We start from the raw sequence: 13,405 nt of genomic DNA, 5'->3' as shown, positions 1-13,405 counted from the left end.
GCAGCTCATCGCTCCTCCCCCTGCACCCGCCTCACCCGCGGCTGATCCCCCCTGCCCCCTACTTCCCGCGATTCCCGTCCGCCACTCCGGCCCCGGGACTTCATGGACCGGCGCCCGGACCCCCTCCGGCGCGCCGGGCCGTGGCCCTCAGCTCTGGTGGGACTGGTAGTGCGCGACCGCGTCCGAGGTGCGGCCGGCGCCGTAGACGCGAAGGAACTCCGCCAGCTCGGGATGGCTCGGGGCGAGGCTCTCCGCGGCGTCGATGATGTCGCCCGCGGCGGCCACCGAGCGCAGCAGCGACTGGATCTCACGGACCACGCGCTTGACCGTCGGCGCCCCCGAACCGCTCGTGGTCTGCGTGGTGTTGCTGAGCACCGAACCCCCCTGCGCCTTCTTGATCTCGTCCATGCGCTCGGTCGCCTCGGCGGCGCTGACGCTGCCGTCCGCGACCTGGGCCGCCAGCTCCTGCAGCAGCTGCACCCGCTGGACCACGGCGGGATTGCCGATCTTCGCGCGCTGGCCGCTCATCAGCTGCGAGAGCATCGGGGCGGACAGCCCCAGGACCGCGGCGAGACGGGCCTGGTTCAGCCCGAGATCGTCGATGAGCTTACGGAAGAGCGCCCCCAACGGCTCCCCGTACCAGTTCCGCTGCAGCTCCCGCGCTCTCGCGGTGGCTTCCTGCTGTGCGGCGTCCATGCGTCTCCCCATCGCTTCCCCTGAAAAACCGCGGTTCGCTGTAGCGAACCACGTCGTGCATCTTACGGAGAGTGGTCATCCACGGGGAGCCCCAATCTTTTTGCGGGATACCCGGGGTGACCCGGTACTCTGGTGTGCGGCGCCCGCCGGAACGCGATGTCTCCGGGCGGCCGCTGCTTTCCGGGGCCTTAGCTCAGTTGGTAGAGCGCCGTCTTTGCATGGCGGATGTCAGGGGTTCGACTCCCCTAGGCTCCACATATAAAAGCCCTCCGACCTGCGGAAACGCGAGGTTGGAGGGCTTTTTCGTGCTGACGCGTCAGCACGGTGGTGCTGACGTGAGCTCCAGGAGGCCTGTGATTGCGGGGGCTTTGGCGGCTCTGGACCGTGCACGGCTTTCTGGTTTCCTACTTGTTTGACACAATGGGTGCATGTCCGAGACGGCGTACAGCATCGGCGAAGGGCCGGCGACGCGGGTCAGCCTCTCCCTGCCCGAGGGGACCGCGGAGGCCATCCGCGCCAGGGTCGGTAAGCGGGAGTTCTCCGCGTTCATCGCCGCGGCCGTCGAGCGGGAGCTGAGGGGGCAGGTGCTGGACGAGTATCTGGCCGACTATGAGAGCCGCAAGGGGCCGGTGTCCGAGCAGGCACAACAGCGGGCGCGGCAGGTGTTCGACGAGGTCTTCGCCGAGGAGGACCAGTGGCCCGCCGCAGGCTGAGCCACGAGGGGACGCTGGTCCTGGACAGCGAGGGACTCTCCAAGCTGCTCGCCGATGACGAGACCGTGGTGGCGCTGGTCGCGGAGGCGCGGTCGCGGGGCATGGAGGTGGTGAGCTGCGCGCTCACCATCATCGAGGCCGTGCACGCCCGCACGAACAAGGCTCGGCTGAGCCGGCTGCTGACGGGACTGCGGGTGATTCCGGTGGGGGATGAGGAGGCGAAGGCGGCCTCGGCCCTGTTGGTGGGCGCCGGCCTGCCTGGTCACAAGTACGCTATCGACGCGGCCGTTGCTGAGGCTGCCCTGCGGCAGCAGCGTCCAGTGGTCATGCTGACATCCGACATCGACGACATGACCAAACTCTGCGGCGATCGGGTTCGGCTCGTCGCTGTGTGAGGCGGGCCGAACGATCGGGGAAAGGCGCAGAGCGGCATGTGAGCGGTTGGGATGACCCTGCCACCGCCGTCGACTGCGTACCCGGCTGATCACCGCGTGCCCGCGCTCCATGGCTCACTCCGAAACGCTCTACCTGTACGTCGTGGCCTCATTGCACAGGCGAGGCGGGGAGAGCGACATGGCCCGGGTGACTGGCGGCGGCACTTTGCAGGCCCGTCAACTCAGTGCCGTGCTCGGCCGTTGGCTCGGCGATCTCATCGACACACAGGACGTGGTGACCTCCAAAGCCACGGGAGAGCTGTGGCTGATCCAGGCCAAGTGGAGCGACAGCACCACGGCCCGCCCCGACCACGCAGCGGCTTCGCAACTCGTGCAGGGCTTCCGAGCGCTTGAAGGAGGCGACTTCGAGCGTTTCAATCAGCGGCTCCAGCCGCACGCGGCGGCAATCGACGAAATTCTCGCTGCACCGGGCGCCGTGGTCCACCCCGTTCTTGCTGCCATGGGAACAGCCGAACCCGGGGGCGCCGCGATTGATTCGGAACTTGCCGAACTCCACCGCTTCGGGCCCCTAGCAGACCTGCGGGTACTCTCAGCTGCGGACTTCCATGCCGCTGTACAGGCCGAATTGGAGCCCCACTCGGCCGATCTGACGGCCACGTTCTCGCGTGGCTGGCTCCACGAGGCCCTGCCGTATCCGGCCTACTTCGGGGTGGTCAGCGCGGATGGGATCGCGCATTGGTACCTGGAACAAGGCTCGGCTCTCTTCGCACGGAACATGGTCCGGCGAGGCGGCGGCCGGTCCGAGCCTGAGGCAGGCCGGCGAGCAACCCCTCCAACCCGCAAAAGCGTGGTTCGGAGGGGTTTTTCGATCGGTGACCGGCCCTCGCTCCCGGAGCGTGTGAGGGATGGAAACCAGTCACGGCCGGACCTCGCGGTGCTCGTCAACACCTTCAGCGCCCTGGGTGTCGTGGCAGGTCAAGCGCTTTTGGCGCGTCAGGTGGCGATGAGTTTTCCAGCCAGAAGACAGGTCTCTCCTTGCCCCCGGTAAGAGTTGGTTCATAGATTGAGCATCTCTGCGTGATCTTGAATGCTCAGAGGGGGAGCGAGCACATGGGGGAGCTGTCGGCACGTCCGCCGGTCCGCATCCGGACGACGGTGTTCGCGCGCAGGAGACCTGCGGGCGACTGACCGTGCCTTGACGCAGCCCTTCCCCGACACGACACGACACACGACTGCGATTCCGCCTTCGACCCCGACTTCCATCCGGTTCGAACGTTTCCGATCCTTCTTGTCTCACCGGGCCGTTCAGGCCTGAGTTCTGATCCCACATGTCCAGGCCCCGCGCATCGTGCGCCGGAGGCCAGTTCGGTGTGCGTGGCCGGTGCCGGGCACGACCGTCACGGAAAGGCTGTCATGGAAAGGCTGAGCGAGGCGCACGAGAGCGCCGGTGCGCTTGCAGCGACCGACGGGCCGGAGATACCGATTCCGGACAACGGTCTGAGCGAGGTCTTCGAGAAGCAGGTCGCACAGACCCCCGAGGCGGTCGCCGTCGAGTACGGGCCGCACGGGGAGCACCAGCTGTCCTACGCGGAGTTGAACGCCCGCGCCGAGCGTCTCGCCCGGTGTCTCGTCGCCCGGGGTGCCCGCCGCGGCGGTCGCGTCGGCGTGCTGGTCGAGCGGTCCGCCGCCGTGGTGGTGACCCTGCTCGCCGTCGCGAAGACGGGCGCCGCCTACGTGCCGCTCGACACGCGGTCCCCCGAGGCGCGGCTGGGCGCGATCCTCGACGGCTCCGACTGCGCGCTGCTGGTGGTGGACGCGAGCACCGGGCGGCATCCCGCGGCGGTGGGGCGGCGCACCGTGCTGGTCGGCGAGGACGGCGTGCCCGCCGGCGGGTCCGACGGGACGGAACCGCCGTACGACGCCGCCGTCGACGAGCCGGGGACCGGTGCGCCCGGGGCCGACGACGTGCTGTACGTCATGCACACCTCCGGATCCACGGGCGTCCCCAAGGGGGTGCGGGTCACGCACCGCAACGTGCTGGCCCTGGCGCTCGACCGCGTGTGGCGCGGCGGCGCCCACGAGCGGGTCCTGTTCCACTCCCCGCACGCCTTCGACGCCTCCACCTACGAGATCTGGGTGCCGCTGCTGTCCGGCGGCCGCGTCGTGGTGGCCCCCGAGGAGATCAACGCCCCGCTCCTGCGGCGTCTGGTGGGCGGTGGCCGGGTCACGGCCCTGTGGCTCACCGCGGGCCTGTTCGGGGCGCTGGCCACCGGTGACCCGGGCTGCCTCGAGGGTGCCCGTGAGGTGTGGGCCGGCGGTGACGTGGTCCCGGTGCACGCGGTGCGCCGCGTCGTCGAGGCGTGCCCCGGGATCACCCTCTACAACGGCTACGGCCCCACCGAGACCACCACCTTCGCCACGCGCCACCGCATCCACCCCGGGCCGCCGGCGGACGGGGACATCCCCATCGGCCGCCCGATGGACCACACGCGCGTGTACCTCCTCGACGAGGAACTGGCACCCGTCGCGGACGGGGAGACCGGGCAGCTGTACGTGGCCGGGGCGCATGTCGCCGCCGGGTACGCGGGTCACGAGGGGCTGACCCGCGAGCGGTTCCTGCCCGACCCGTTCGGCGCGCCGGGCGAGCGGATGTACGCCACCGGGGACCTGGCCCGCAAGGACGCGGCCGGTGACCTGCGGTACGTGGGGCGCGCGGACCGTCAGGTCAAGGTCAACGGGTTCCGCATCGAACCGGGTGAGACGGAGGCGGCGCTGGTGCGGCAGCCCTCCGTCGCCCAGGCGGCGGTCGTCGTCGACAAGGACGCAGACGGCGGTGGCCGGATGACGGCCTACGTCGTTCTCGAAGACGGACCGGAAGGCGGTGCGGCAGACGCAGTGGGCGTCGACGCCGGGGCGTTGCGCCGTGCCCTGCGGGACGAGCTGCCGTCCTATCTGGTGCCCGACGACGTGGTGACGCTGCCGCGCCTCCCGCTCACCGCCAACGGCAAGATCGACCGTGCCCGGCTCGCCGAGACCTCCGGTGTGCCCGCCCTGGTGGAGCGCTGGGTGCGCCGCCGCCCGGCCGAACCCGCCGTGCACGACCCGGTGACCGGCATCCGTCTGACGTACGCGCAGCTGTGGCAGCGCTCCGGGCGGCTCGCCGCCACCCTCGCGGGCCGCGGCGTGGGGCCCGGTGACCTCGTGGCCGTGGACCTGCCCCGGTCCGCCGACCTCGTGGTGGCGTTCCTCGGCATCGCCCGCGCCGGTGCCGCGTACCTGCCGCTCGACCTGCAGGCGCCGCCCGAGCGGGTCGCCGAGCTGCTCGCCGAGTCGGGTGCGGTCGCCGCGGTGGCCGGTGAGCGGACGCGCGTGCCGGCCTCGACTCCGGTGCTGCGCCCGGACGGTGGGGACGACGCCGGACGGCCTCCGGTGCTCGCCACCCGGTCCGACGAGGACCCGCTGTACGTCACGTACACGTCCGGTTCGACGGGGCGGCCCAAGGGCGTCGCCGTACCGCACCGCGCCGTCGAGCGCCTGGTGGAGGGGGCCGAGTACTGCCCGATCGAGCCCGGTGACCGGGTGGCGAGCACCTGCAACCCGGCCTTCGACGTGACGACCTGCGAGATCTGGTCGACGCTGTGCGCGGGTGGCACGGTCGTGCCGCTGCCCACCGTCACCGACCTCGCCCTGGACGAATGGGCCGCGCTCGTCCGTGACCAGGACATCGCCGTGATGTTCCTGACCACCTCGCTGTTCCACACCGCCGCCTGGGAACTGCCCGACGCCTTCTCCTGTCTGCGCACTCTCGTCGTGGGCGGCGAGCAGCTCGATCTGGCCGCCGCGCGCCGGGTGCTCGCCGCGGGCGGGCCGAGGCGCCTGGTCAACGGGTACGGGCCGACCGAGGCGACGGCGTTCGCCACCTGGTTCCTGTGCAGCGAGAAGAGCCTCGCCGGGCGCGAGCGCATCCCGATCGGCCGCCCGCTGCAGCGCACCACCGCGTACGTCCTCGATGACGAGCTGCGGCAGGTGCCGGCCGGCGAGCCGGGGGAGCTGTGCCTGGGCGGACCGGGGGTCGCGCTCGGCTACCTGCACCGCGCGGAGCTGACCGCGCAGCGGTTCGTCACCGCACCCGGCACCGGCGAACGCCTCTACCGCACCGGGGACCTGGCGCGCCTGCTGCCCGACGGGGAGCTGGAGATGCTCGGCCGGCGCGACCGGCAGGTCAAGCTGCGCGGCTTCCGCATCGAGCTGGAGGAGGTCGAGCGCGCCGCCGTGGCCACCGGGCTGGTGGAGGCCGCCTTCGTCGAGAAGACCGACGACAGCAATCTGGCGGGCTGCGTCCTGCCCGACGCGAGCGCCGACGTGGCCCGCGCCGACCTGGCCGGCGCCCTGAACGCCCGCCTCGCCGAGCGGCTGCCCGAGTACATGATCCCGGCGCGCTGGCTGGTCCTGGACGAGCTGCCGATCGGTTCCACCGGCAAGGCGGACCGGGCCCGCATGCTCGAACTCCTCACCCGGCAGCCGGCAACGGGCGGCTCGGCACCCGAGGCCGAGGACCTGCGCACCCCCACCGAGCGGGCGCTGGCCGCGATGTGGTCGGAGCTCCTGGAGGTTCCCGTGACCTCGCGGGACGCCTCGTTCTGGGATCTCGGCGGGCATTCGCTGCGCGGCGTCACGCTGATCGCCCGGATCCGGGAACGCCTGGGGGTGCGGCTGCGGCTGCGGGATCTGTTCAGCGTCCCGGTCCTCGCCGATCTGGCCGCGCGCATCGACGCCGAGGCGGAGCCCGGCGACCCGGACCCCGCCGCCCAGCCGGCCCCCGCCCCCAGGGAGATCGAGGCCACCGCGTTCCAGCAGCAGATCTGGCTCGCCGAGACCCTCGATCCGCAACCCGGGCTCTACAACGTGCCGTTCGCATGGCGGGTGGCCGGGCACCTCGACGCGGACCGGCTCGCCGTCGCCCTGGAGCGGGTGGTGGCGCGGCACGAGGCGCTGCGGACCACGTTCGCCCGGCGCCCGGACGGGCTGCGCCAGCTCATCGGCGGCCCCTGGCGGCCGGAGATCCGCACCCGGCGGGCCGACGGGCGGGAACAGCTCGCGACCCTGCTGCGGGCCGCCGCCGACGACACCTTCGACCTCGCGGCGGGACCGCTGCTGCGCGCGGGGCTGATCGACGGTCCCGACGGGCAGATCCTGGCCCTGACGGTGCATCACATCGTCTTCGACGCGGGATCGCTGCCGGTCCTGCTGGAAGATCTGCGCGAGGAGTACGAAGCGGGCGCAGGCGGCGCGGGTGGTGCGCCCGGGCCCCAGTTCAGGGAACTGGCCGCCGTGACCGAGCGGCCCGACCCCGAAGCGCTCGCCCGCTGGACCGACATGCTGCGCGACGCCCCCAGCCGGCTCGGACTGGCCGCACCCGCGGTGCCCGAGCCGCACGGCACCGTGCCGCTCGATCTGCCCGACGGCCTGCTGCAGCGGATGCGTCCCCTGCAGGAACGCCTGGGCGTGTCGTGGTTCATGGTGGCCTCCGCGGCGCTCGCCGCGCTGCTGCACCACGTCACCGGTGACACCCGCCTGACGTTCGGGTTCCCGGTGGACACGCGAGAAGGCGACGGATTCGCACGGGTCGTCGGACCCTGCCTCAACACCGTCGTCGTGCCCTTCCGTTGCGATGCCGGCACGACGGTCGGCGAGCTCCTCGAAGCGGTCCGCGACGGTGTCCTCGACGCCCTGGAGGACCGGAACGTCCCCTTCGCGCAGGTCGTCGAGGCCCTCAACCCGCCCCGCAGCGCGGGCGCGACCCCGTACCTCGACGTGGTGCTCGCCCCGCAGACGCGTGCCCAGACGCCGCCGCGCATCGGCGACGCGCGGCTGTCGCCCCTGGAGGGCACGCAGGGAAGCGCGACGTACGGGAAGTTCGCCCTGACCGTCGGCCTGACCGTGACGGGTGAGCGGCTGAGCGGGGAGCTCGTGTACCGAGGCGACCGGCTCGCGGCCGACGCCGTACGGGAACTGGCCCGCCTGTACCCGGCGTTCCTCGCGGCGTTCGCCGAGCAGGACGGGACCACCGTGGCGCAGCTGGCGGCGGCGCTCGGCGCCCCGGAGGGCGCCCTGCGGGCCGAGGTGACGACCGCACCCGCGGTCGCGGCCGACGCCCCGGACACGTCCCCTGTATTTGGCGCCGAGCAGCGCGTCGCCGCGATCTGGGCGTCCGTCCTCGGCCTCGGCCCGGACCGGGTGCCCGGCGGCGACGCCAACTTCTTCGACTGCGGCGGAACGTCCCTCAAGCTCGTCACCCTGCACGCCGAGCTGTGCCGTGCCTTCGGCACCGAACTGCCCATCCAGCGCCTGTTCGAGAGCACCACGGTCAGCGCCATGGCGCGCCTGGTCGGGCGCCCCGACGAACAGCCGGCCACGGCAGGGAGCGCCGCGAGCGACCTCGACGCCCGCGCCGCCGCCCGCCGCCGCACCCGCCGCCCCGGCACGGGAGGCCGCATATGACCACCCAGCCCTACCCCCATGACTCCGAGACCGCGATCGCGGTCGTCGGCATGGCCTGCCGCTACCCGGGCGCGCCGGACGTGCGCGGTTTCTGGCGCGGGCTGCGCTCCGGCACCGAAGGGATCACCCAGTTCAAACGCGACGACCTCGTCGCGGCCGGCGCGGATCCCGACCTGGTGTGGCACCCCGACTACGTGGCCGCACGCGGCGTACTCGACGGCTCCCGCCGCTTCGACTGGCGTGCCTTCGGCTACAGCCGCGCCGAGGCCGCGTTGCTCGACCCGCAGCACCGCATCTTCCTGGAGTGCGCCGCCGCGGCGCTCGACGACGCGGCCCTCGACCCGGCCCGCTTCCCCGGCTGGATCGGCCTCTACGCCGGGTCCGAGGGACCCGTCCGGCCCGAGCGCGGCGACGTGGACGCGCTCGCCCAGATGATCGGTCGCCGGCCGGACTTCCTGACCACCCGCGCCGCGTACAAACTCGGGCTGCGCGGCCCGGCCGTGACCGTGCAGACCGCCTGCTCCACCTCGCTCACGGCCGTTCACACGGCGGTGCAGAGCCTCCTGTCGTACGAGTGCGACGCCGCCCTCGCCGGAGGAGTGTCCCTGACGCCGCAGGGCGAATGGGGCTACCTCTACCAGGAGGGCGGCATTCTCTCGCCGGACGGGCACTGCCGGCCCTTCGACGCGGAGGCACGGGGCACCGTGCCCGGCGAGGGCGTCGGCATCGTCGTCCTCAAGCGGCTCGACGACGCCCTGCGCGACGACGACCACATCGCCGGTGTGCTGCTCGGCACCGCCCTCAACAACGACGGCAGCGACAAGATCGGCTACACCGCGCCGTCCCTCACCGGACAGCGCGACGCGATCCTGCTCGCGCAGAAGACGGCCGGTGTCGACCCGGCCGAGATCGGCTACGTGGAGGCGCACGGCACCGCCACCACGATGGGCGACCCCGTCGAACTCCAAGCGCTCACCGATGCGTTCCGCACGTCGACCGACGCGGTGGGCAGCTGCTGGATCGGAGCCGTCAAGAGCAACATCGGGCACACGGGCTCCGCGTCCGGCGTCGCGGGCCTCATCAAGACGCTGCTCATGCTGGAACACGGCGAACTCGTCCCCACCCTCCACTACCAGCGGCCCAACCCGCTGCTCGGCCTGGACCAGACCCCCTTCAAGGTGTGCGCGCGGCTCGCGCCGTGGCCCGAGCCCGACGGCCACCGTCCCCGGCTCGCCGCCGTCAGCTCCTTCGGGGTCGGCGGCACCAACGCCCATGTGGTGGTGGCCGAGGCCCCGGTACGGACCCTGCCCACCGGCACGCGCGGCGGGGCCCGGCTGCTCGCCCTGTCCGGCACCTCCGCGCGCTCGCGCGACCTCCTGCGCGAAGGGCTGGCAGACGCCTTCGAGCCCGACGCCCCGCACGAAGGGGGCGCGGTGACCCGCACGCGGGACCGGGCGGCCGGCGACGAGCTGCTCGCGCAGGCCGCCCGGACCCTCGCCGACCGCCGACGCCACCCCTGGCGCCAGGCTGTCGTCGTCGACAGCCCCGGGAACGCGGCCCGCGCCCTGCGCGCGGCCGTGCCGCCCGCCCCCGGTGCGGGCCTCGACCGGGTCGCCTTCCTGCTGCCGGGCCAGGGCACCCTCACCGACGCGGCGGGCGCCGCCGCGTACCGGCTGCAGCCCTCCTTCCGTGCCGCCTTCGACACCTGGCGGGAGACGGTGCGCGACGTGTGCGGCATCGACCTCGCTCCCGTCGTCGGCGAACAGAGCGCCCCGCCCGGGTGGTTCGAGGACACCGTGCACCAGCAGCTCGGGCTGCTCGCGCTCGGCCACGCCCTGGGCCGCCGTCTCATGGACCTCGGTGTGACGCCGAGCGCCCTGCTCGGCAACAGCATCGGCGAGTACACGGCCGCGACCCTCGCCGGGGTGTGGTCCCCCGAGCAGGCCGCCCGTCTCGTGCACGCCCGGGCCACCGCCATGCGGGACACCGAACCCGGCCGGATGGCCGCCGTCACCGCGTCCGCCGCTGAACTGGCCGGCCGCCTGGGTGAGGCCCACCCCGCTGTCGAGGTCGCTGTCGCCGGCCCCGGCCGCACCGTCCTGACCGGCCCGTGCGCCGCCATGGACCGGCTGCTGGACGGCGACACCCTCGCAGGGCTCGACGTACGGCCCCTGCAAGTGCGGCGCGCCTTCCACTCCTCCGCCATGACGGAGGCGGCCGACGCCCTGCGCGCCGCCGTCGCCGCCGTGCCCGCCCAGCCACCCGCGCTGCGCGTGGTGGCCAACACCACCGGCACCTGGACCGACCCGGAGCAGCTGCGCACGCCGGACCACTGGGCCGCCCAACTGCGCGGCACCGTACGCCTGGAGGACGGCCTGACCACCCTCCTCGACGCGGGCTGCGACCTCTACGTCGAGCTGGGCCCCGGAACGTCGATGGCCGGGGCGCTGCGCCGGCACACCGCGTGGGACCCGTCGCACACGACCCTGCCGCTCATCGGCGGCGACGCGGACCGCGCCGGAGCCACGTTGCTGCGCGCCCTGGGCACGCTGTGGGAGCGGGGCGCCGACATCGACCTCGCGGAACTCGCCGGTGTCCCCCGGCCCCTGCGGTGCTCGCTGCCGGTGCGGACCTTCGACCCGGTGGAACCCGATGACGAGGCCGCTGACACCGCCGACGGGGGCGCCTCTCCGAGCGCCCCGCGGCGGCCGGCGGGGCCGGCGCAGGACAGCAGCGCAGCGGCCCGTACCGTCGAGCGCCTCTGGTGCTCAGCCCTCGGCGTGACCGGCGCCGTCGCCGACGACGACTTCCTCGCGCTCGGCGGCGAGTCCCTCACGGCGGTGGCGCTGATGGGCGACGTACGACGGCACACCTCCGTCACGGTCCCGGTGGCCGACTTCCTCGCGGATCCGACCTTCGGCAACCTGCTCGCCCTCGTCGAGCGGGCCACCGAGACGGCGGCGCCGCCGGGAACGGTCCGGCTGCGGCCGGGCACGGGCCGCCCGGTGTTCCTGGTCGCCGACTCCCTGGACAGCACCGCCGGTTACCGGGAGCTGGCCGCCGCCCTCGACACCGGCCGGCCGGTGTACGGGCTGGAGAGCGCGCACGCGCTCGGCGCGTCCGTCCGGCAGATCGCCGGCCGGCACGTATCCGCACTGTGCGCCGTGCAGCCCGAAGGCCCGTACACGCTCGGCGGCTGGTCCTTCGGCGCCGTCGTCGCCCAGGAGGCCGCGCGACAGCTCACCGACGCGGGGGAACGGGTGGAGGTGCTGCTGTGCCTGGACGGGTACGCGCCCGACCGCAGGGGGCGGCCCGTGGCCACCGACCCGGTCTTCCTCGCCGCACAACTACGGCTGCAGGCCGACGTGCTGCTCGGACGCGGCACGTTCGGCGCGAAACTGGCCCGCGCGCCCCGGATGCGCCGGATCTTCCTCTCCCGTATCCGCGCCCTGCTGCGCCACCGGCCGCGGCCGGTGCCCTGCCCCGCCGTCGTCCTCACGGCGGCGGCGCGCCCCGCCGACGTGGCCCGCATCCGGCGCGGGCTCGCCCCCCTGCACCCGTCCGTCGAGATCAGGCCCGTTCCCGGCGACCACTGGTCGATGCTGACCGCACCCCAGGTCGGCGCCGTCGCCCGCGAGGCGGGCCGGGCTCTCGCCCGCCACGGGCACACCGACCGCACAGAAGGGGAGACCCGCCCGTGACCCCGCCCGAAGAGACGACGACCGAGCAGCCGGCCGCTGCCGGCACCGCGCCCGACGCGGATGTCCCCCTCATCCGCAACCGCGACTTCCAGGCCCTGTGGATCAGCCGCTTCCTCGCGTCCATCGGCAAGGAGTCCGTCGAGGTCGCCTACCCGCTGCTGATCCTCGCCGTCACCGGCAAAGCGGCCTACGCGGGCGCCATCGGCGCGGTGCAGCTGCTCGTCGCCGGTGCCACGTCGATCTGGGGCGGAACGCTCGCCGACCGCATGGACCGGCGCCGCCTGATGATCCTGTGCGACGCCGGACGCGCCGGACTGCTCGGTCTGTTCAGCCTGCTCGTCGTCAGCGGCCACGCGAACGTCCCCTCCGTCTTCGCCCTCGTCGCGCTCTCGGCGCTGTGCCTTGGCCTGTCCGAGCCGCCCGCACTCGCCGCGATCAAGCAGGTGGTGCCGCCCTCGCAACTGACGAAGGCCACCGCGCAGAACCAGATCCGGCCGCTGGGCGCCACTGTCGCCGGTGCCCCGCTGGGCAGCTCACTGTTCGGGGTGGCGCGCTCCCTGCCCTTCGTCGCGACCGGCCTGGCCTTCGCCGCCGCCGCCGTCTCGCTGCTCTTCGTGCGGCGCCCGCTGCAGGCCGCGCCGGTCGCGGGCGGCGAGCGCGGCAGGGCGGCGGAGGGGTTCCGGTTCATCGGGCGCACGCCGGTGCTGCTCGTCTGGATCGTGTGGATCATGGGCTCCAACATGGCGTTCAACCACACCGGCGCCTTCCTGGCACTGATCGCCACGGGCAAGGACCGGGGCGCCTCGGAGGGCTCGATCAGCCTCATGCTCAGCATCGCCGGGGCCGGCGGCCTGGTCGGCGCGGCCCTGGCGACCGCGGCCCTGAAACGGCTGAAGCCCGCCACCCTGTTCCTCGCGGCGGCGTGGATCGGCCCCGTCGCGGCCGTCCTGCTGATGACCGTGCCCGGCGTGGTCTCGCTCGGCGTCGTGCTCGGCCTCGTCTTCCTGCGCGGCCCGATCGTGAACGCCCTGTTCTTCGCCTACGTCGCCGTGCTCGTCCCCGACGAGATGCAGGGCCGCGTGATGGGCGCCGTCACCTTCCTCGCCTACGTCGCCCAGCCGCTCGGCATCCTCGCGATCGGCACCATCTTCGACGCGGGCGGAGCCCCCTGGGTGTTCGCCTTCATGGGCGTCGTGTCGACGCTGGCCGCGCTGCCCACCCTGACCCGCCTGATCCGGCGGCTACCCGCCCCCGAGGCGCTGGCGGAGACGTGAGGACAAGGAGCCCGCTGCGGACGATCCCGACGCCGGCTCCCGGCCGGAACCGGCCCCCCGACATCCCGCCCCGCCCACCGACTTCCGCCGTACCAGGCACATGTGCCCTGACCGAGGAGTGAGTA

General features: G+C 73.3%; 7 protein-coding genes and 1 tRNA gene. 7 read left to right on the top strand and 1 reads right to left on the bottom strand.

The annotated features are described in order from the left end of the window. Positions 1-147: 147 nt before the first annotated feature. Complete coding sequence (locus ACZ7HQ_RS24695; RefSeq protein WP_470993840.1) at positions 148-696, bottom strand: helix-turn-helix domain-containing protein; 549 nt, start codon at positions 694-696, stop codon at positions 148-150. Positions 697-878: 182 nt separating this feature from the next. On the opposite strand from ACZ7HQ_RS24695, the gene ACZ7HQ_RS24690 reads away from it, so the two are divergent. The 7 genes from ACZ7HQ_RS24690 (at position 879) to ACZ7HQ_RS24660 (ending at position 13,280) form a co-directional block, all read left to right on the top strand. Beyond that, positions 879-951, top strand: a tRNA-Ala gene (locus ACZ7HQ_RS24690). A 173-nt stretch (positions 952-1,124) separates the two neighbouring features. Continuing rightward, positions 1,125-1,409, top strand: coding sequence for a hypothetical protein (locus tag ACZ7HQ_RS24685; protein ID WP_470993837.1), 285 nt, complete (start codon positions 1,125-1,127; stop codon positions 1,407-1,409). Further along, positions 1,391-1,804: a DNA-binding protein gene (locus ACZ7HQ_RS24680; protein ID WP_470993835.1), complete on the top strand. Its 414-nt coding sequence runs from the start codon at positions 1,391-1,393 to the stop codon at positions 1,802-1,804. Before ACZ7HQ_RS24685 ends, ACZ7HQ_RS24680 begins: the two co-directional genes overlap by 19 nt. A gap of 178 nt (positions 1,805-1,982) precedes the next feature. Further along, entirely contained in the window at positions 1,983-2,852 is an 870-nt protein-coding gene (locus tag ACZ7HQ_RS24675) for a hypothetical protein (protein WP_470993832.1), read from the top strand. A gap of 365 nt (positions 2,853-3,217) precedes the next feature. Next, positions 3,218-8,305 carry an amino acid adenylation domain-containing protein gene (locus ACZ7HQ_RS24670; protein WP_470993830.1) on the top strand — a complete coding sequence of 1,696 codons (5,088 nt, stop codon included), beginning with the start codon at positions 3,218-3,220 and terminating at the stop codon, positions 8,303-8,305. Next, entirely contained in the window at positions 8,302-12,006 is a 3,705-nt protein-coding gene (locus tag ACZ7HQ_RS24665) for a type I polyketide synthase (protein ID WP_470993828.1), read from the top strand. The genes ACZ7HQ_RS24670 and ACZ7HQ_RS24665 overlap by 4 nt, the downstream gene beginning before the upstream one ends. Further along, a complete protein-coding gene (locus ACZ7HQ_RS24660) occupies positions 12,003-13,280 on the top strand; it encodes an MFS transporter (protein WP_470993825.1) in 1,278 nt (425 codons plus the stop codon). Before ACZ7HQ_RS24665 ends, ACZ7HQ_RS24660 begins: the two co-directional genes overlap by 4 nt. Positions 13,281-13,405 lie beyond the last annotated feature (125 nt).

The organism is Streptomyces sp. NPDC037290 (genome assembly GCF_055603245.1).
The sequence above is the reverse complement of the archived record's forward strand: the minus strand, read 5'-3'. Positions and strand labels throughout refer to the sequence as shown.